This is a genomic window from Brevibacterium zhoupengii (assembly GCF_021117425.1).
Lineage (GTDB): Bacteria > Actinomycetota > Actinomycetes > Actinomycetales > Brevibacteriaceae > Brevibacterium > Brevibacterium zhoupengii.
This window is the reverse complement of the sequence record NZ_CP088298.1, coordinates 2,405,341-2,423,716: the sequence shown is the minus strand read 5'-3', so window position 1 is coordinate 2,423,716 and position 18,376 is coordinate 2,405,341. Positions and strand designations below refer to the sequence as shown.

19 protein-coding genes are annotated in these 18,376 nt (G+C 64.8%); 13 read left to right on the top strand and 6 right to left on the bottom strand.

All coding sequences use genetic code 11. The features are described from left to right. The first annotated feature begins 18 nt into the window (after nucleotides 1-18). From LQ788_RS11105 to LQ788_RS11095, 3 genes are all read left to right on the top strand, one after another. Nucleotides 19-729 carry a beta-ketoacyl-ACP reductase gene (locus tag LQ788_RS11105; RefSeq protein WP_231440976.1) on the top strand — a complete coding sequence of 237 codons (711 nt, stop codon included), beginning with the start codon at nucleotides 19-21 and terminating at the stop codon, nucleotides 727-729. A gap of 97 nt (nucleotides 730-826) precedes the next feature. Next, nucleotides 827-1,585 carry an enoyl-ACP reductase FabI gene (gene fabI, locus LQ788_RS11100; protein ID WP_231440974.1) on the top strand — a complete coding sequence of 253 codons (759 nt, stop codon included), beginning with the start codon at nucleotides 827-829 and terminating at the stop codon, nucleotides 1,583-1,585. A 42-nt stretch (nucleotides 1,586-1,627) separates the two neighbouring features. After that, nucleotides 1,628-2,131 carry a SixA phosphatase family protein gene (locus LQ788_RS11095; protein ID WP_231440972.1) on the top strand — a complete coding sequence of 168 codons (504 nt, stop codon included), beginning with the start codon at nucleotides 1,628-1,630 and terminating at the stop codon, nucleotides 2,129-2,131. A gap of 75 nt (nucleotides 2,132-2,206) precedes the next feature. On the opposite strand, the gene serB is transcribed toward LQ788_RS11095, so the two are convergent. Together serB and LQ788_RS11085 are read right to left on the bottom strand one after the other, a co-directional pair. Further along, a complete protein-coding gene (gene serB, locus LQ788_RS11090) occupies nucleotides 2,207-2,887 on the bottom strand; it encodes a phosphoserine phosphatase SerB (protein ID WP_231440970.1) in 681 nt (226 codons plus the stop codon). Continuing rightward, entirely contained in the window at nucleotides 2,884-3,618 is a 735-nt protein-coding gene (locus tag LQ788_RS11085; RefSeq protein ID WP_231440968.1) for a hypothetical protein, read from the bottom strand. Before LQ788_RS11085 ends, serB begins: the two co-directional genes overlap by 4 nt. A gap of 44 nt (nucleotides 3,619-3,662) precedes the next feature. Here LQ788_RS11085 and LQ788_RS11080 point away from each other — a divergent pair, with 44 nt between their 5' ends. The 6 genes from LQ788_RS11080 to LQ788_RS11055 all read left to right on the top strand — a co-directional run bounded on the left by LQ788_RS11080 (nucleotide 3,663) and on the right by LQ788_RS11055 (nucleotide 8,918). Next, nucleotides 3,663-4,448 carry an ABC transporter ATP-binding protein gene (locus LQ788_RS11080; RefSeq protein ID WP_231440966.1) on the top strand — a complete coding sequence of 262 codons (786 nt, stop codon included), beginning with the start codon at nucleotides 3,663-3,665 and terminating at the stop codon, nucleotides 4,446-4,448. A gap of 20 nt (nucleotides 4,449-4,468) precedes the next feature. Beyond that, nucleotides 4,469-5,281, top strand: a complete 813-nt coding sequence (locus tag LQ788_RS11075) for a sulfite exporter TauE/SafE family protein (RefSeq protein WP_231447403.1) — start codon at nucleotides 4,469-4,471, stop codon at nucleotides 5,279-5,281. Between the two features lie 4 nt (nucleotides 5,282-5,285). Further along, the gene (locus LQ788_RS11070; RefSeq protein ID WP_231440964.1) at nucleotides 5,286-6,263 is read left to right on the top strand and encodes a TrmH family RNA methyltransferase; all 978 of its coding nucleotides are present in this window, start codon (nucleotides 5,286-5,288) and stop codon (nucleotides 6,261-6,263) included. 93 nt (nucleotides 6,264-6,356) lie between these two features. Then, the gene (locus tag LQ788_RS11065) at nucleotides 6,357-7,343 is read left to right on the top strand and encodes an RNA polymerase subunit sigma-70 (RefSeq protein WP_231440962.1); all 987 of its coding nucleotides are present in this window, start codon (nucleotides 6,357-6,359) and stop codon (nucleotides 7,341-7,343) included. A gap of 67 nt (nucleotides 7,344-7,410) precedes the next feature. After that, the gene (locus tag LQ788_RS11060) at nucleotides 7,411-8,040 is read left to right on the top strand and encodes a maleylpyruvate isomerase family mycothiol-dependent enzyme (protein WP_231440959.1); all 630 of its coding nucleotides are present in this window, start codon (nucleotides 7,411-7,413) and stop codon (nucleotides 8,038-8,040) included. Nucleotides 8,041-8,147: 107 nt separating this feature from the next. Further along, entirely contained in the window at nucleotides 8,148-8,918 is a 771-nt protein-coding gene (locus LQ788_RS11055; protein ID WP_231440957.1) for a phosphatase, read from the top strand. A gap of 26 nt (nucleotides 8,919-8,944) precedes the next feature. On the opposite strand, the gene LQ788_RS11050 is transcribed toward LQ788_RS11055, so the two are convergent. Beyond that, a complete protein-coding gene (locus LQ788_RS11050) occupies nucleotides 8,945-9,496 on the bottom strand; it encodes a YbaK/EbsC family protein (RefSeq protein ID WP_231440955.1) in 552 nt (183 codons plus the stop codon). Between the two features lie 176 nt (nucleotides 9,497-9,672). On the opposite strand from LQ788_RS11050, the gene LQ788_RS11045 reads away from it, so the two are divergent. Further along, the gene (locus LQ788_RS11045; RefSeq protein ID WP_009881328.1) at nucleotides 9,673-9,927 is read left to right on the top strand and encodes a type B 50S ribosomal protein L31; all 255 of its coding nucleotides are present in this window, start codon (nucleotides 9,673-9,675) and stop codon (nucleotides 9,925-9,927) included. Between the two features lie 138 nt (nucleotides 9,928-10,065). Here LQ788_RS11045 and LQ788_RS11040 read toward each other — a convergent pair whose 3' ends face one another. Genes LQ788_RS11040 through LQ788_RS11030 form a run of 3 tightly spaced genes read right to left on the bottom strand, consistent with a single transcriptional unit; the run spans nucleotide 10,066 to nucleotide 12,185 of the window. Next, on the bottom strand, nucleotides 10,066-10,890 hold the full coding sequence (locus tag LQ788_RS11040) for a PfkB family carbohydrate kinase (protein WP_231440953.1): 825 nt from the start codon (nucleotides 10,888-10,890) through the stop codon (nucleotides 10,066-10,068). Nucleotides 10,891-10,935: 45 nt separating this feature from the next. Continuing rightward, nucleotides 10,936-11,400 (bottom strand): tRNA (cytidine(34)-2'-O)-methyltransferase, encoded by a 465-nt coding sequence (locus LQ788_RS11035; protein ID WP_231440951.1) that lies wholly within the window; start codon nucleotides 11,398-11,400, stop codon nucleotides 10,936-10,938. A 50-nt stretch (nucleotides 11,401-11,450) separates the two neighbouring features. Then, nucleotides 11,451-12,185 (bottom strand): class I SAM-dependent methyltransferase, encoded by a 735-nt coding sequence (locus tag LQ788_RS11030; protein WP_231440949.1) that lies wholly within the window; start codon nucleotides 12,183-12,185, stop codon nucleotides 11,451-11,453. A gap of 377 nt (nucleotides 12,186-12,562) precedes the next feature. Here LQ788_RS11030 and LQ788_RS11025 point away from each other — a divergent pair, with 377 nt between their 5' ends. From LQ788_RS11025 to LQ788_RS11015, 3 genes are read left to right on the top strand one after another with little or no spacing between them, the layout of a single operon-like run. Then, entirely contained in the window at nucleotides 12,563-13,243 is a 681-nt protein-coding gene (locus tag LQ788_RS11025) for a DNA recombination/repair protein RecA (protein ID WP_231440947.1), read from the top strand. After that, complete coding sequence (locus tag LQ788_RS11020; protein WP_231440945.1) at nucleotides 13,233-14,972, top strand: Y-family DNA polymerase; 1,740 nt, start codon at nucleotides 13,233-13,235, stop codon at nucleotides 14,970-14,972. The genes LQ788_RS11025 and LQ788_RS11020 overlap by 11 nt, the downstream gene beginning before the upstream one ends. A gap of 19 nt (nucleotides 14,973-14,991) precedes the next feature. Further along, nucleotides 14,992-18,360 carry an error-prone DNA polymerase gene (locus LQ788_RS11015; RefSeq protein WP_231440944.1) on the top strand — a complete coding sequence of 1,123 codons (3,369 nt, stop codon included), beginning with the start codon at nucleotides 14,992-14,994 and terminating at the stop codon, nucleotides 18,358-18,360. The last annotated feature ends 16 nt before the right edge of the window (nucleotides 18,361-18,376 follow it).

Below are 18,376 nucleotides of genomic sequence, written 5' to 3'. Positions count from 1 at the left end.
CACCAACAGGAGAGATTCGTGTCAGAACCACGCATAGTCCTCGTGACCGGCGGAAACCGCGGAATCGGTCGCACCATCGCCGAGGAATTCCTCGCCCAGGGCGACAAAGTTGCCGTGACTTCCCGCAACGGTGACGCACCCGAAGGCGCACTGGCCGTCTCCGCCGACGTCACCGACACCGACTCACTCGATCGTGCCTTCGCGGAGATCGAGGAGAAGCTGGGCCCTGTCGAGGTGGTTGTGGCCAACGCCGGAATCACCCGCGACAATCTGCTCATGCGGATGAGCGATGATGAGTTCGAAGCCGTCGTCGACACCAACCTCACCGGCACCTTCCGCACCGTCAAACGCGCCATCACCGGCATGATCCGTGCGAAGAAGGGCCGCATCGTGCTCATCTCCTCCGTGTCCGGACTCTACGGAGTCCCCGGTCAGGCGAACTATTCGGCCTCGAAGGCCGGACTCGTCGGCTTTGCCCGCTCGGTCACCCGTGAACTCGGCTCGCGCGGCATCACCGCCAACGTCGTCGCTCCCGGCTTCATCCGCACCGACATGACCGACGAACTGCCCGAGAAGCAGCAGAAGGAATACCTCTCGACGATCCCCGCGAAGCGATTCGCCGAGGCGACCGAGGTCGCAAAGGTCGTCCGCTGGGTGTCCTCGGACGAGGCCGCCTACATCTCCGGTGCCGTCATTCCCGTCGACGGTGGGCTGGGGATGGGGCACTGAGCCCCGCCAACATCTAGACTTCACACCAAGGGCGTCGGCTCCAGAGCGGTCGACGACAACGATTTCACCCACGTTTGAACAGTTTGAAAGGACCACAATGGGAATTCTTGACGGAAAGCGCATCCTCGTCACCGGCGTTCTGACCGAGGCATCCATCGCCTTCGCAGCCGCCCGCATCGCCCAGGAGCAGGGTGCCGAAGTCATCCTCTCCAGCTTCGGCCGCCAGATGAAGATCACCCAGGTGATCGCCGAACGCCTGCCCGAGACCCCGAAGGTCATCGAACTCGATGCCACCAACGAGGATGACCTGGCCGCACTGCCTGAGCGCCTCGAAGGCAATATCGACGGCATCGTCCACGCCATCGCCTTCGCCCCCAAGGATGCACTCGGCGGAGTGTTCCTCGACACCCCGTGGGACTCCGTGTCCGCAGCGATCCACGTCTCGGCGTTCTCGCTCAAGGCCATCACCGTGGCTGCGAAGCCTGTCCTCAACAAAGGTGCCGGTGTCGTCGGCCTGACCTTCGACGCCACCATCTCCTGGCCGGTCTACGACTGGATGGGCGTGGCCAAGGCCGCCTTCGAGTCCACTGCTCGCTACCTCGCGAAGTACGTCGGCGAGGACGGAGTCCGCGTCAACCTCGTCTCGGCCGGACCGCTGAAGACCACCGCCGCCACCTCGATCCCCGGATTCGGGACCCTCGAAGACATGTGGGGCGACCGTGCACCGCTGGGCTGGGACCAGAAGGACACCACCCCTGCCGGCAAGGCGATCGTCGCCCTGCTCTCGGACTGGTTCCCCGCCACCACCGGCGAAATGGTTCACGTCGACGGCGGATTCCACTCCACCGGCGCCTGAACCGGACCACCCGATACCCATACTGATCCGGAGAACACGACGATGCCTGTGCTCATTCTCGCCCGCCACGCGAAGGCCGAGGCCGAGGGCCCAACGGACTTCGAACGCTCGTTGAACGCCAAGGGCCTGACTCAGGCTGTTGAGGCCGGAGCCGAGATCGCCGAGCGCTGGTCACCTGACGTGGCCATCGCCTCGGCGGCCCGGCGCACCGTCCAGACCGGGCAGGCCGTGGTCGAAGCCGTCAACCGGCACAACGGGGAACCTGAGACCGGTTCCGGCCTCGAGCTGCGCCAGGACGAGTCCCTCTACAACGGGGGAGTCGAGGACTGGATCGACGCGATCAACTCGATCCCGGCCGATTCCCAGTGCGCCTATATCGTGGGTCACCAGCCCACCGTCGCCGAGGTGGTCGGTCACCTCAGCGGCTCATCCGGAGTCCCGGATGAGTTCCGTCCCTCCTCGCTTGCAGTCTTCACTCTTGAGAGCTGGGACATCGAACCCGGGAACTATCCCGCACCCGAGCTGCGGGTCTTCCTCGGCGTCTGAACGCAGCCGCTGACATAGAACTCAGGCGCCTGAACGAGTTTCAGGCGCCTGAGTTCTATTCACCCGCGATGACGTTCACGCCTGTGCGCGTGTCTCGATGAGGGTGAGCACCTCACGCAGATCACGGTTCGTCACCGCGGCGTCGGCGGCGGCGACAAGCGCCGGCTTGGCGCAGAAGGCCACACCCAGACCAGCGGCCTGGATCATTCCGATGTCGTTGGCCCCGTCGCCGACGGCCACGGTCCGGGCCTGATCACAGTCGTACTTGCGGATTAGCTGCGAGAAGATCTCGGCCTTCGCGCTGGGGTCGATGACGCGACCGCTCGTGACTCCGGTGAGCAGACCATCGTGGGAGTCGAGACCATTGGCGAAGACCTCGGTGATGCCCATCGTCGCCGCGACGGGTGCAATGATCTGGGCGAAACCACCGGAGACCAGGGCCACGACGCCGCCACCGGACTGGACAGCCGCGACCAGCTCGCGGGCACCCTGCGTCAACGTGATCTGAGCCCGCACCTCATCGAGGACGGAGACCGGCAGCCCCTCGAGCAGGGCCACGCGCTCGGCCAAGGAGGCGGCGAAGTCCAACTGGCCGGCCATGGCACGTTCCGTGATGTCGGCGACCTGAGCCCCCACCTCGGCGTGGACGGCGATGAGGTCGATGACCTCCTCGTTGATGAACGTCGAATCCACGTCCATGACGAGAAGTTGGATGGCGGTGTCGGGTATCGGAGCTGAGGAGTCTGAGTCATTCACCCCTTCATCGTAGCGACAGCCATGATGTAGTCGGCGGCCGCGGGGTGCAGACGCGAAAGCAGGTCGCCGAAGGCCGGCGGTGCGACCGTGGCCGGAGCCAGCACCGTGCGCATCCGCTCATGGATGTCCAGGGCGGCGTAGATGGCTCGCGCATCGGCGACGGAGGGGATGAGCCTCGAGATCGGGTGGCTGGTGCTCAGCTCCTCCTGCCAGTCCCGCCATGGCCCCTCACGCCAATCGGTGGGAACCTCGATCGACTCGATGAGGTTCAGTCCCTCCATCACGAGGAGACGGAGTCGGCGCAGCGCCTCGGCGGGGGTTCCCACCGTGACCGGGCGAAAGACTGTATCCCGGCAGGCGATGACCTCGACGTTGGCCTCGGCGCCGAGGAGGACCACCCCCACCTGGTGAGACCCCGCGTGGAGGACGATCGGGGCCGTGTGCCGACCGACCCTGAGGCGGTCGGCCTTGTCCACCGGTGGGGTCGTATGCGGCAGGGACGGGTGGTGCAGGGCCAAGCGCGCGTGCGTGATTCCGGCGGCGGCCGCCTCGGCGGTGAAGAGCAGCAGGCCCGTCGGCGGTGAGGTGCCGATGACATCGTCGGCGACGATGAGAGGGACATCACGATCGTCGTCGAGGAAGGCGGCACTGACCTCGTCAGGGGCGAGGCTGGAGTGCAGACGATGGTTCATCGCCAGGGTCAGCAGCAGTGAGTCGGTAGTCAAGTCCATGTCGAACCAGAATAGACGCCGCGCCTGCGATAGAGTTGGCTGATATGAGTGATGTCCTGACTTTGGATTCTGTTTCCGTGCGCCGAGGAGCGAATTTCCTCCTCCAAGATTTCTCCCTGACCGTCTCCGAGGGTGAGCATTGGGCCGTTCTCGGACCCAACGGCGCCGGGAAGACGACCCTGTTGGAGATGGCTGCCGGACGAATGCACCCGACAACGGGTACCGTCGGAATCCTGGAAGAGCGCCTCGGGCGCGTCGACGTATTCGAACTGCGTCCGCGCATCGGCTATGCCTCGACCGCGCTGGCCAACCGCATCCCTCTGTCCGAAGCTGTGCTCGACACCGTGCTGACTGCTGCCTACGGGGTCACCGGTCGCTGGGTCGAGGAATACGAAACGGATGACATTGAGCGAGCCAAGGACCTCCTCGGCGCGTTCAACATCTCCCACCTGGCTGATCGCACCTTCGGCACCCTGTCCGAGGGCGAGCGCAAGCGGGTGCAGATCGCCCGTGCGCTGATGACGGATCCGGAGCTGCTGCTCCTCGACGAACCCGCCTCCGGACTCGACCTGGGCGGTCGAGAGGAGCTGCTGGCCGCGCTGACGGAGATTCTGTCCTCGAAGTGGGCGCCGGCGACGATCATGGTCACCCACCACGTCGAGGAGATCCCTGTGGGCATCACCCACGTGCTGCTCCTGGCCGAAGGCACCGACATGGCTGCCGGCCCCATCGATGAGACTCTGACGGCCGACAATCTCTCTGCGACCTTCGGCATCGACGTCAAGCTCACCCGCGACGGGCAGCGGTTCCACGCCCGATCCCAGTACTGAGCATGGACCCAGTTCTCGGAATGGAACTGTGGCAGATCGCGCTGATCGTCCTCGCAGGAATCGGCGCTGGCGGCATCAACGCCGTCGTCGGCTCCGGTACCCTCATCACCTTCCCGGTGCTCGTCGCCTTCGGCGTGCCCCCGGTCGTGTCGACGATGAGCAACGCGGTCGGACTCATCCCCGGCAACATCGCGTCGTCCTTCGGCTACCGGGAGGAGCTGAAGGGGCAATGGCGGAGGATCCTCGGCTTCGTGCCGGCCTCCATCCTGGGATCGCTGACCGGCGCCTATCTGCTTCTCCACCTGCCAGAAGACGCCTTCGAAACGATCGTCCCGGTCCTTCTCGTCGTCGCCCTCGTCATGGTCGTGGCCCAGCCGGCGCTGTCACGTCATCTCAAGAGCAGAGCAGTCCGCCGTGCCGAAAAGGCAGGCAAGGAACATGTGGCGGCCTCGGTCGGCGACACGCTCTCCACCGGCCGTTATATCCTCGTCCTCGTCGTGGTCTTCCTGACCGCGATCTACGGCGGCTACTTCGCCGCGGCCCAGGGCATCATACTCATCGCCCTGCTCGGACTGCTCCTGCCCGATGACCTGCAGCGGCTCAACGGACTGAAGAACGTCCTGGTCCTGGTCGTCAACACGGTCTCTGCGAGCACCTACATCATCGTCGGCCACGATCGGATCAACTGGATCGCCGTCATCTGCATCGCCATCGGCTCACTCATCGGCGGCTACTTCGGAGCCCGCGTGGGACGCAAGTTCTCACCCGTCCTGCTGCGCACCATCATCGTCATCCTCGGGCTCGTCGCCATCTGGCGCATCCTTACCCTGTGATCGCATGAATACACCGGCGAAGGCACCACTGACGAGGCAGCAGGTCATCGACCGTGCCGCCGAACTCGGCATCACCGCCGCCCGTCTGCGGTTCTTCGACGAGGAGACGATCAATGGCGTTGGCGACGGGGTCGGGGACGGCGTCGACGGGGGCGTCGGCTCCGAGAGCGGAGTTGGCGAGGTCAGTGTCTCGGCCACCGACCTGTATGACTACACCCAGCTGACGGATGTCGCCCTGCGCAGCGTCCGGGAACCGGCCGAGGGCCTGTTCATCGCCGAGTCCTCAAAGATCATCCGCCGTGCCCACGCCGCAGGCATGGTTCCCCGGTCCTACCTGACCAGCCCCAAATGGCTCTTCGACCTAGCCGACCTCATCGCCGCCAATGATGCTCCGATCTTCATCGGCACCGATGCTGCAGTCGAAGCACTCACCGGCTTCCACCTGCACCGAGGTGCGCTGGCGGCCATGCATCGCCCGGAGATGGCCGATGTTTCCCAGCTCGTGGCCAAAGCCAAACGCATCGTCGTCATCGAAGACGTCGTCGACCATACGAATGTGGGCGCGATCTTCCGATCCGCCGCCGCGTTCGGCGTCGACGCCGTCCTGGTCACGCCGAGGTGCGCCGATCCTCTTTACCGGCGTTCCATCCGAGTCTCCATGGGCACGGTCTTCCAGGTCCCGTGGACGCGGATCGAGTCCTGGCCGGCTGGAGTCGACTCATTGCGTGAGCTCGGCTTCCATGTCGCAGCTCTGGCTCTCGAACAGGATTCGGTGGCCATCCGTGATTTCGCCGCGAACGCTCCCGAGCGCACCGCCATCGTCTTCGGTACCGAGGGCGACGGTCTGCGCCGTTCAACGATCGCCGCCTGCGATTCGACGGTGATGATCCCGATGTCAGGGGGAGTGGACTCACTCAACGTCGCAGCCGCCTCGGCGGTGGCCTGCTTTGCTCTGCAGACGGAGCCCGCTGCCGATCTCTGAGGTCGAGCCTCACGCCACACCAACTGCACAAGCGCCATCCATATCCTTGTTCAAGGATGGTCACCCGCCTCGAATGCATGTGATGATGTCGGTGTGAGCACAGACGCACCGCTCAGACCAACGGTCGATGATCTCGAGGAACTGCGTATTCGGCTGACTGCCTACTGCTACCGAATGCTCGGCAACGTGGCGGACACCGACGACGCCGTCCAGGAGACGATCCTGCGGGCCTACCGCTCCCTTGAGAACTATGACCCGCAACGGGCGAAGCTCTCCACCTGGGTGCATCGCATCGCGACCAACATCTGCCTGGATCTGCTGCGAGACGCACGTCGCCGGTCCAGGGCCACCGACCTGGGCCCTGCGCGGACAGGCACCACGTCCGCTGAGCTGGGTGCGCCGCTGTCGGCCGATCACTTCGTCGAACCGATCCCCGACGCCCGGGTGATCTCGGCCACCGACCCGGCCGAGATCGTCGAACAGCGCTTGAGTGTGCGCTACGCCTTCATCGCGGCCCTGCAGCGCTTGGCACCACGACAACGTGCGGTGCTCCTGCTGCGGGAGGTTCTCAGCTTCAGCGCCGAGGAGTCCGCGCACATCATCGGAACGACGGTGCCTGCCGTCAACAGCGCCCTGCAGCGGGCACGAGCTCGCTTGGCGAAGTCCCCACCAGAGACAACAGAGGTCTTCGACCCCACCGACGCCCGGCAACGTCAACTGCTCGATGACTATGTCAGTGCCTTCGAGGCTCACGATATGGTCGCGCTCAGCCGCCTGCTGCGTGAAGACGCCCGGTCCTCGATGCCGCCGTTCGCCTGGTGGCTCGAAGGACGAGAGACCATTCTTTCGGTCATGGGCGCAGCCGATGCCTGCGATGGTGACCGTCTTATTCCCGTGCCGATCAACGGCAGCCCAGGCTTCGGGCAGTACCGGGTCGGCAGCGACGGAGTGTCCCGTGCCCTTGCGCTGCTCCTCGTTGAGGTGCGAGAGAACACGGTATCCCATCTGGTCACGTTCCTCGGCAGCCAGGGACGATTCCGCGAATTCGGCCTCCCGGAGAGTGTGGACTCCACTGCCTGAGGCGCGCCTCTGAGAAGAATTTCACCCGGGACCGATGAGTTCGAGCCCGGGCCTGCGTATAAGAAGTATGAACTCAGAAAAGAACACACATCCTTCCGCTGAACTCATCCGCGACGAGACCTTCGCCGAGCGCGCCCGCATGGTCGGCCTGCTCGATGAACTCGACTCACACGACTGGTCGGTGCCCTCGCTGTGCACCGGGTGGCGGGTCAGGGAAGTCGTCGCCCATATGACGATGGCCTATCGACACGGAGGTCTCCGGTTCTTTGTGGGCCTGGTCAGACACGGATTCAGGTTCAACGACTTCGCCGATCATGTCGCCCACGAGGACACGTCCACACTCACCGACGTCGCCCTTCTCTCCGCCCTGCGAGAGAATATCCGCAATCCGTGGAGACCACCCGGCGGCGGTCCGGTGGGAGCGCTCAGCCATGACGTCATCCACGGCCTCGACATCACGGAGCCTCTGGGGCTTGCACCGGCTCCCGCCGAACGGATCAGACTCGTACTCGAACAGGCAGGGGAGAAGAACCTTGCCTACTTCGGCACGGATCTCACCGGCCTCAGACTCATCGCCGAGGACGCAGATTTCAGCATGGGCACCGGCCCGCGCGAAGTGAGGGCGAGCGCCCGAGAGATGCTGCTGACGGTCACAGGGCGCCGACCATTGCCGGACCAGAGCCCTTCACAGCGCTGACCGGGAACGAGACCGGCTGTGGGAGACTGGTCGCAGACACTATCCAGCCATTTTCATGACCTTGTCCGTCGTGACTTTGGCGCACGTGACCGCACAAGAGGAGACCAGTGGACCGCACCACACTCGCCCACGCCCTGAAAGCAGCTCGCATCACCGGTGAGGTGGGGACACCCAGGGAGAACAATCTCTCTCACATCCACCGATTCCTCGCACAGGAGAAGCAGTTCGACTTCGGTGTCGAACTCACCCGTGATTGGGACTATGACTCCGTGTTCGCTCTTATGGTCGACCGGTGCGGGCTACGCCCTGAGGTGGACTTCATCGAAGGCGTCGACACGATTTCGACGCAACGCTGCATCGACGCGCTCGAGCGTTTAGCCGTGGCCATCGGCGAGGTCACGCGTGCCGGGGGAGAGATCCTCTTCGCCACCGGCCACCCCGCGGGCCTGCTTCCCGTGCACATGGCCATCGCCGAGGCAGCCGAAGCCGGTGGCGCCACCATCACTCACCAGGCCAACGCCGTTCCGGTCCCGGGACTCGGCGGCGACTGCCGGCAGATCAACCGCGTGTGGACCTGGCACCAGCACGGCGGAACCCCGCACACCCACCTCGCCGAACCCATGCACGCACTGCTTAACGACATCACCCGCCGAGGTGGCGCTGCCCCCGATCTGATCGTGGCCGATCATGGGTGGGCAGGTGCAGCCTCGACCCGGGGACTGCGCACGCTGGGCTACGCCGACTGCAACGATCCTGCCCTCTTCGTCGCCGAGGCGCAGGGAGCCATCGAGGTCACCGTCCCCCTCGACGATGACGTCGTACCCTACCTCTACGAACCACTCATCACCTATGTACTCGATCAGGCAGGACTGAGCTGACCGAGGGTTTGAGCTGACCGAAAATCTCAGCTGATCTCGTTCGCGAGACCCTCGACCACCTCGGCGGTGGGAAGCGATGCCAGTGCTGTACCGGAGAGGATGAGCTTGGAACCGCGGATCCCCGAACCGATGATGAGCTCCTTGGACTCGGCGACGCGTGAGTCGATGAGGATCCGGTAGTCGGCAGGCAGACCGATGGGCCCGATGCCGCCATACTCCATCCCCGATTCGCCGACCGCACGGTCCATGGGCAGGAACGAGGCCTTGCGCACGTCGAGGAGTTTCTTCACGCGCTTGTTCACATCGGCCCGGGTGTTCGCGAGCACCATGCAGGCGGCGATGCGCTCCTCCCCGGCACGCGAACCAGCGACGAGAACACAGTTCGCCGAGGTTTCGGGTCCCAGCCCGGTGGCATCGAGCAGGGCGGCTGTGTCGGCGATCTGCGGATCGATGGCGAATGCGTGGACGTCGCCGGCGATCGACGACAGCGCCTCGGCGGTCGATGCAGCCATGAGGTCGGGAGCAGTTGCGGCGGGCGTGAGGTCGAATTGCGCGGAGATGCGTTCCTTGGTGTTCATGGCCACAGTTTAGGAGACGGTGCGGGAATCGCTTTGGGCCGGTCCATCAGATAGACTGGACTGTCGCTTCGTGTCCGGTTCCTACGGTACGGAGCGTGTCCAGCAGACGAATTCGGGCACTGGCGGATGGGTCGACCCATACCAGGCGCCTGAGCGGATTCAGCAAAGGTAAGAATATGAAAAAGGACATCCACCCGGAATACGCACCGATCGTGTTCAACGATCTGTCGTCGGGAACCAAGATCCTCACCCGCTCGACCGCGAAGAGCGACAAGACGATCGAGTGGGAAGATGGCAACACCTACCCAGTCATCGACGTTGAGATCTCGAGCGCATCGCACCCGTTCTACACCGGAAAGCAGCGCATCCTCGACTCCGCAGGCCGCGTCGAGAAGTTCAAGGATCGCTACAAGGGCTTCGGCAAGCGCTGACCCCCTGTCGGTTTCGACCGACCAGACGGTTCCGACCGTCACGCATGACTCATGCGAACTGCCCCGCACATCTGAGCTGGTGTGCGGGGCAGCTCTTTGTCTCCTGCTGGTCGAGACGCTCTGGTTCAGGCGCTCGGGTCAGTCCACCGTGACGCGGACCTCGGGTGAGGGCTGGGTGCGTGCCGCGGGGTGGAACAGTGAGGCCACGCCGGTGGCGTTGTCGAGGCAGTTCGCGATGCCGTGAGCGACCTTCTCCTTCGCCGAGACGACCGCGTCCCGGATGCTCAGACCGGTGGCGATGCCAGCGGCGATGGATGAGGCGAAGGAGCAGCCTGCTCCATTGACGAGTTTCTCATTGACCTTGCGTGAGCGCAGCGTCGTGACGCTCTCACCATCGAAGACGATGTCGATGGCATCCTCACCGGCCAGACGTGCACCACCCTTGACGACGACGTTCTTCGCACCCTGGCCGTGGATGATCTCCGCGGCCTCGACCATGCCCTCAACCGAATCGATCGGGTCGAGTCCGGCCAACGTGGCGGCCTCTTCGAGGTTCGGGGTGATGACGGTGGCCAAAGGCACGAGGTTGTCGACGAAGAGATCCTTGAGGTCGACCATTGTGCCCGCACCCTTGCACACGAGGACGGGGTCGAAGACATAGGGCAGCTCATTGGTCTTCAGCTTCTGAGCCAGAACGAGAGCGTTCTCCACGGACCCGAGCATGCCCGACTTGATCGCATCGAACTTGTGCACGGCCAGCGTCGATTCGAGCTGCCTGGTCACAACCTCGGGGTCGATGAATTCGATGACGTGGCTGAAGCCGTCATTCGGGTCGAAGGTGACGATGCAGGTTACAGCGGCGGTGCCGAATGCGCCGTATTCTTCGAACATCTTCAGATCGGCTTCGAGTCCTGCTCCGCCGGAGACGTCGGAACCGGCGATCGTGAGCACTTTGGAGGTCATGGTGGTCCTTTCGGGAATTGCTGTCGGGCAGAAGTCTACGCGCGTTCAGGCGCCGGTGTATCCCTGCTGCCGCCACGCCTCGTAGATCGCGATCGACGCGGAATTGGCAAGATTGAGCGACCTCCTCGACGGCAGCATCGGGATGCGCACGGACAGATCCACGTGGTCATCGTCGACGACGGAATCGGGCAGCCCCGTCGACTCCTGACCGAACAGGAGGACATCACCGTCACGGTAGTCCACCTCGGCGAAGGACTGATCCGTGTGGGTCGTGAACGCGATGACCCGACGCTCGCCGAGGTGGTTCCACAGATCCGTCAGAGACGCATGGACCGTGACGTGGGCCAGGTCGTGGTAGTCCAGTCCCGCGCGACGCAGCTTGGCATCGGTGAGGTCGAAGCCCAAGGGCTCGACGAGGTGGAGGTGGGCACCCGTGACCGCGGCCAGGCGGATGGCGTTGCCGGTGTTGCCGGGAATCTCGGGTGTGTGGAAGACGATGTCGATGTTCATATGACACCCATTTTGTCACTGATCGCCCGCTTGCCGGTCCATGAGCTTTGCTACTGCGAGTCCGAGGCTGTGGTCCCGAGGCGAACGAGCAGATAGCCCTGACGGGTCGACTCGGGGAACTGGCCGGATTGATCGGGTTCTCGTTCGAGACGGGCCACGGGCGTGAACCCATGGTCTTCGGCGATCGTGAGAACCTGTTCGATCGACCGGCGGTGGAAGTCGAGATCGACGTCGAAGCCGGCGGCCTGGCCCTGATGGTCGACGCGGTCGCCGAGCTGGAAGGCCAGCTGGAACCACCCTCCCGGACGCAGCACTCGTGCCGCCTCGGCGAATACGGTGTGCAGGGACTCATCGGGAACATGGATGATGGAATACCAGGCGACGAGTCCGGAGACGCTGTTGTCGAGGTTGGGCAGCGCGGTCATCGACCCGGTGGTGAACTCAAGATTCGGGTAGAGCCGAGATGCCTGGGCGATCATCGCGGGGGAGAGGTCGAGGCCCGAGGAGCTCAGCCCCAGGGCGGCAAGGAAGGCCGTGATCCGTCCCGGGCCGCATCCGATCTCAAGGGTCTCGGAATGTCCCGTGGAGAGCACGAGTTCGGAGAAGGCGCCGAGGACCGCACGATCATGCGGCTTCGCCGTGAGTTCGGCAGAGATCCAGTCCGTGTACGTCTCCGCGATCGCATCATAGGAGGCCCGGGTCGCTGACTCTCTGGCTGCCGCCTCGGCCTGATTCCGCGAGCCTGTCCGAGCCGGGCGTGTGGTCTCGTTGGTCCCATCGCTCATGCGCTCAGCCTACCGCCGAGGCGGTCCGGGTCGAGCGCGGAGCGTCCCCGCGGGGACGCCTGTGTGCGTGAGATTCCAATCATATCGAACTGGGATATTTAGCAGACGAAACAAAATAGAATGAAGTGGATTGAAAGTCTTCTCTCGCACATGATGATTCCGATCACGTGTCAGTGGCTCCTCGTATGATGAAGGCACGGTTCGAGGTCAGGGGGACTCCCGGACCGAACGGCGGTGAAGGCCGAAGAAGAAGGGCGAGAACCATGATGAAGAAGACGCCTGCCGATCCGTTTGAGGCGGAATGGCGACACGCCCGGGCGGACAATACGGCCGCGTAGATCTTGCCTATTTAGAACACTAGTTCGATAATGGATGTCATGTCTGCAGTGCCACTCGTTGAACAGCTCAGCCGGGAGATGGGTATCTCCACGGCTGCTGCTCTGTTCGATGGGCTCGCCCCTCGTCCCGTGGACCCGGTGCTGGCGCCGATGTTCCGCCGAGGTGGTCTTCCCCGAGGCGAGATCGTGACACTGACCGGAGGCCAATCCCTCAGCTGCGCCCTGGCCACGATCGCCGTGGCAACCCAAGAACAGAAATGGTGCGCCGGCATCGGACTCGGTGAACCGGCCGTGTCATCCATCGCCGACTTGGGTGTCGACCTCGACCACTTCGTCAACCTCGTCACCCCGGCCGAAGACTGGCTGCGTGTGGCCTCCATCCTCATCGAATCCTTCGACGTCCTCGTCGTCGATCCAGGATTTCTGCCCAGTGCCGGCGAACGCGCCCGGCTGCTGGCGAAGGTGCGCGAACGCAAGATCAGCTTCATCAGCCTGACCTCGATGCCCGGGAGCACGGAGCAGATCACCATCATCGACACGCAGTGGTCGGGCACGGAACACGGTCATGGACGTCTCCGGTCCTGCCTTGTGCAAGCCCGATCCCAGACCGGCGTCCACCGGTTCCTGCTGCCCGGACCGGACGGAACTCCCAGCGAAGCACCACCACGCACCTCGGCTGAGGGCACATTCGAACGGCCGGTGATCCGCAGTGTCAGCTGAAGCCGCACCAGGGCGGAAGAGCCCCACAGCGGTGCGCAGCGGCCCAGCAGCTGGGAACAGCGTGCCTGCCGCCGCGAACGCCGAGGGTCGTCGCACGCTCGTTCTCACCGTTCCCGATTGGTCCGCCGTGGCAGCCGCGACCGAGCACGAGTTCAGCCCGCGCACTCCGGTGGCGGTGCTCAGCGGGGGCAAGGTGGTAGCGGCCAACGCGCCTGCTCGTGCCGCCGGAATCGCGTTGGGCAACAACAAACGCGCGGTCGGATATCGCTGTCCCGAAGCCCAAGCGGTGGCCTGGGACGAGGAGGCAGACAACCGACATTTCTCCGCAGGAGTCGGAGCGCTCGAGGAACTCGTGGCACGGTTCACTCTGCTCAGTCCCGGCACGCTCGCCATTCCCCTCGACTCGCTCAAGCACGGCTATGCCGATGAGCCCAGCGCTGTTGAGGCTCTGATCTCCGCGCTGGTGTCGGCCACCGGATGGGAGTTCTTCCCCGGCATCGCCGACACCGTCTTCGCTGCAGTCCTCGCCGCGGGGCAGGCGCGGCGAGTCGAGCCGGGGGAGACCGCAGAGTTCTTGGCCGCCCAGCCGATCAGCACCCTCGAATATGCGGGGGCGGGCGCAACCGAACTCATCGACACCTTCACCCAGCTGGGCCTGCGTACCTTGGGAGATCTGGCCGGAATCGACGTGCGGGCGGTGAACTCACGTTTCGGGGCGCTGGGCAAACACGCTCACGATCTGGCCACAGGCGTCGAATGGGCACCCTTGAGCGATCATGTCCGGGAGGAGCGACTCACCGTCGAACTCGGTCTGGACGAGCCGACGACCCGCAGTGACACCTTGGGATTCCTGACCCGCCAGCTCGCCGCCGACCTGCTGAGTACGGTGCGCCGCCGAGGACTCGTGTGCACACAGATCACGATCGAGCTCATCGCCGTCTCGGGGCAGTCCTCGAAGCGGACCTGGCGGATCGAGGACATGAACGAGAACACCATCGCCGATCGTCTGCGGTGGCAGGCAGAAGGATGGTTGGCCGGAAGCACTCGAAAAGGCCCGGCCTCCCCTCAGCAGGGTTCAGCCCCTTCCCGCAAGAACCGCAAAGACAGCAAGAGCAGCCAGGACAGGGAGACGCCGGCTCCCGACGAGCCCGGCCCCGACCCGGAGGACTTCTCCGAGGAGGGCATCATCGCTCTGAGCCTTGTGGCCGCGGAGCTGACCACCCCCATCGGGGCAACGAAGAGTCTGTTCGATGAGAACACCGGGCAGGTCACTCACACGCTGGAGCGGCTGCAGGGACTGTTCGGCCCCGACGCGGTTCTGGTCCCAGGACTGCAGGGCGGATGGGATCCGGCCGAAACGAACCTGTGGACGCCGTGGCAGCAGGCGGCATCACCGGTGCGCAGCCCCGGGGCACCCTGGCCGGGGGCACTGCACGCACCCCGACCGACGACGGTTGAGAACCTGCCCGTCGATGTGCTTGCCGTGGGAGGTCGCTCGGTGGGGGCTCGCCCCGCAGGCCTGGAATCGGCACCGTATGCGATCCGCTTTCCGACCGGAGCCACCGAGACAATCGTTGACTATTCGGGCTCCTGGCCTGTGGAATCCGGTTGGTGGGATCCGGCGAAAGCCACCTATCGGACCCGTCTGCAGGTCGTCACCGATTCGGGGCAGGCACTGCTGCTGAGCAAAGAGAACGGCCAGTGGTACATCACCGGCCGGTACCGCTGATGAGGGAGCTGAACCGCTGATGGGCTTTTCGAATCCGCGCACCCCCTGGTCCCAGCTGGCCCAGCGGCTGGAGAGCAAACAGGCCAAGCGCAAACAGGTCACCGACAGGCAGACGGTCAACAGGCAATCGGTTGACGAACACGCCGACGGATCCGACGCGCCCGCCTTCTCCCGCCCCGACCGGCATCAGGTCTCAGTGGGACCCGGCGGCTCCGACGGTGCCAGTCGCTATTCGGGGCCGGGTCAAGGCCCCATCCTGCGTACCTCGAGCGTCGAGTGGGCGGAGCTGCACGTGCATTCCCAGTTCAGCTTCCTCGATGGAGCCTCCGACCCCGAAGACCTCGTGGCCGCAGGCGCGGCCGCGGGGCTGACGTCTTTGGCGCTGACCGATCACAACGGTCTCTACGGTGCGGTGCGGTTCGCCCATGCCGCCGCCGAGGTGGGCCTGCCCACCGTCTTCGGTGCTGAGCTGTCCGTGGGCTTGGAGGAGAAGATCCCCGGCCAGACCGATCCCGATGCCACCCACCTTCTGATCCTTGCCCGTGGAGTCGAGGGATACCACCGACTCTCGATGGCCATCACCGAGGCCAACTTAGCGGGGGAGAAGAACCGACCGGTGTTCGGCCTCGAAGAACTGGCGGCGATGAGCGGGGACTGGATGATTCTCACCGGCTGCCGCAAAGGCCCTCTGCGTCGAGCCCTGAATGATCCCGACGGGGGACTCGGTGCCCTGCACAGACTCATCGCGCTCTTCGGAGCCGATCGTCTCGCAGTTGAACTCAGCCGGGATGGGACTCCGGATGACGATGAACGGCTGCGCCACCTCGGCGAACTCGCTCAGCGCACCCACCTGCCGATCGTGGCCAGCAACAGCGTCCACTTCGCCACCCGGGCGCAGTGGAAGTCAGCCCAGGTGCGGGCCTCGGTGAGGTCTCGGCTGTCCCTCGACGAGCTGGCCGGGTGGCTGCCGGCGACGGCGAACGCTCGGATCCACACGGGGGAGGAGATGGCGGCACGCTTCCCGCGCCAGGCGTTGGAGAACGCGGTGGCCATCGGCCGGGAATGCTCCTTCGTCCTGAACTCCGCCCGCCCGGATCTGCCGCGCGCACCGATGCCCGATGACCGTGGGGCCGAGGAATACCTGCGTGAGCTCATCGAAGATCGCGGCGCCAGGCGCTACGGGACCCGAGCAGAGAACCCGAAGGCCTGGGCCCAGCTGGATCGGGAGATGAACATGATCGCAGAACTGGGATTCTGCGGATACTTCCTCATCGTCTACGACATCACCGAGTTCTGCCATCGGCTGGCCATCTTCTGCCAGGGGAGAGGCTCGGCGGCGAACTCCGCAGTCTGCTATGTCCTCGATATCACCGCCGTCGACGCGGTCAAGCACGAACTCCTCTTCGACCGCTTCCTCTCACCGGATCGCAAGGGCTATCCGGACATCGACATCGACATCGAATCGGGCAGGCGCGAAGAGGTCATCCAATACGTCTACGACCATTTCGGCCGCGAGCGGGCTGCCCAGGTCGCCAACGTCATCACCTACCGGGCGAAATCGGCCATCCGTGACGCGGCCTTCAGCCTCGGCTACGAACCGGGTCAGCAGGATGCGTTCTCAAAGGCCAGCAACCGTTGGTCGACCCTGCCCGAGGCTGAGGATTCCCCGGTCCCCGCGCCTGTGCTCAGGATCGCGGACGACCTGCTTGGCTCACCCCGTCACCTGGGCATCCACTCCGGTGGCATGATCCTCGCCGATCGTCCCATCGGTGAGGTCGTTCCGATCGAGAAGGCCACGATGGGCCATCGCACCGTCGTCCAATGGGACAAGGACGACTGTGCCGCCATGGACCTGGTGAAGTTCGACCTGTTGGGGCTGGGCATGCTCACCGCACTCCACGAGATGGTCGACCAGGTCCACCGGCACACAGGCGAGCTCATCGAACGCGCCCACATCGACGACGAGGACGAAGCCGTCTACACGATGCTGCAGAAGGCCGATGCGGTGGGCGTCTTCCAGGTCGAATCACGGGCTCAGCTGGCGACCCTGCCCCGCCTGCGCCCGGAGACGTTCTATGATCTCGCCGTCCAGGTCGCCCTCATTCGGCCCGGCCCCATCCAGGGCGGTTCCGTCCACCCCTACATCCGCAGACGGCAGGGCCTGGACAAGGTCGAGTACCTTCACCCGCTGCTGCGCAAATCCCTGGCCAAGACCTACGGGGTGCCGCTGTTCCAGGAGCAGCTGATGCAGATGGCCATCGACGTCGGCGGCTTCACCGGGGCTGATGCCGACCAGCTGCGGCAGGCGATGGGATCGCGACGGTCAGAGAAGCGGATGGCCGAGCTGGCCCAGAAGTTCCAGGCCGGTGCCGCCGCCAACGGAGTCGACGAGGAGACCGCGGAGTCCATCTTCTCCACGATCGCCGCGTTCGCGAACTACGGGTTCCCCGAATCCCACGCGATCAGCTTCGCCAACCTCGTCTACCAGTCGGCCTGGTTCAAATACCACCACCATGCGGCATTCACCGTCGGCCTGCTGCGCAGCCAGCCGATGGGCTTCTACTCGCCGCAGTCACTCGTCGCCGACGCCCGCCGACACGGGGTGAGAATCCTGCCCGTGGACATCCGCCACTCGATGGCCGGCAGCGACCTGGAACGACTCGGCCCCGATGGCACCGGAGACTTCGGCGAGTTCGGTATCCGGCTGGGATTGGACTCGGTGTCTCATGTCGGTTCCTTCGCCGAGGTGATCGTGACCGAACGCGCGAAGGCACCATTCACCTCGGTGACGGACTTAGCCGAGCGCACCGGGATCGGCAAACAGGGCCTCGAGGGACTCGCGACCGCGGGGGCGCTGAGCTGCTTCGACCTCGATCGCAGGCAGGCGCTGTGGCTGGCCGGTGGCGTCGCGGGAGCACACCCGGGTGTGTTGCCGGGAACCGCCACGATCTCCTCGGCGCCGACCCTGCCGACCATGGATGCCTTCGATACGACCCTGGCAGAACTCTTCTCCACTGGGATCACCGTCGACGGATACCCGACCGAGATCCTGCGAGCGTCCCTGATCGAACGCGGCTATGCCTCGACTGCTGATGCCGCTGCGGCCGCGGACGGGACTCGGATGACGGTGGCCGCCATCGTCACCCACCGACAGCGCCCGGCCACCGCTTCGGGAATCACATTCATCAACCTCGAGGACGAGTTCGGGATGCTCAATGTCGTGGCCACGGCTGGGCTGATGAAGAGGTTCAGGCCGATCGCGACCTCACGCAACGCACTCGTGGTCACCGGGCTGATCCAACGCGGAGGAGAGGTCGTGAGCCTCTACGCGCACAAGCTCATCCCGCTCGAGGTGCAGCTGCCGACCAAGGCCCGCAACTTCCGCTGAGGAGCCCAGCGGTGTG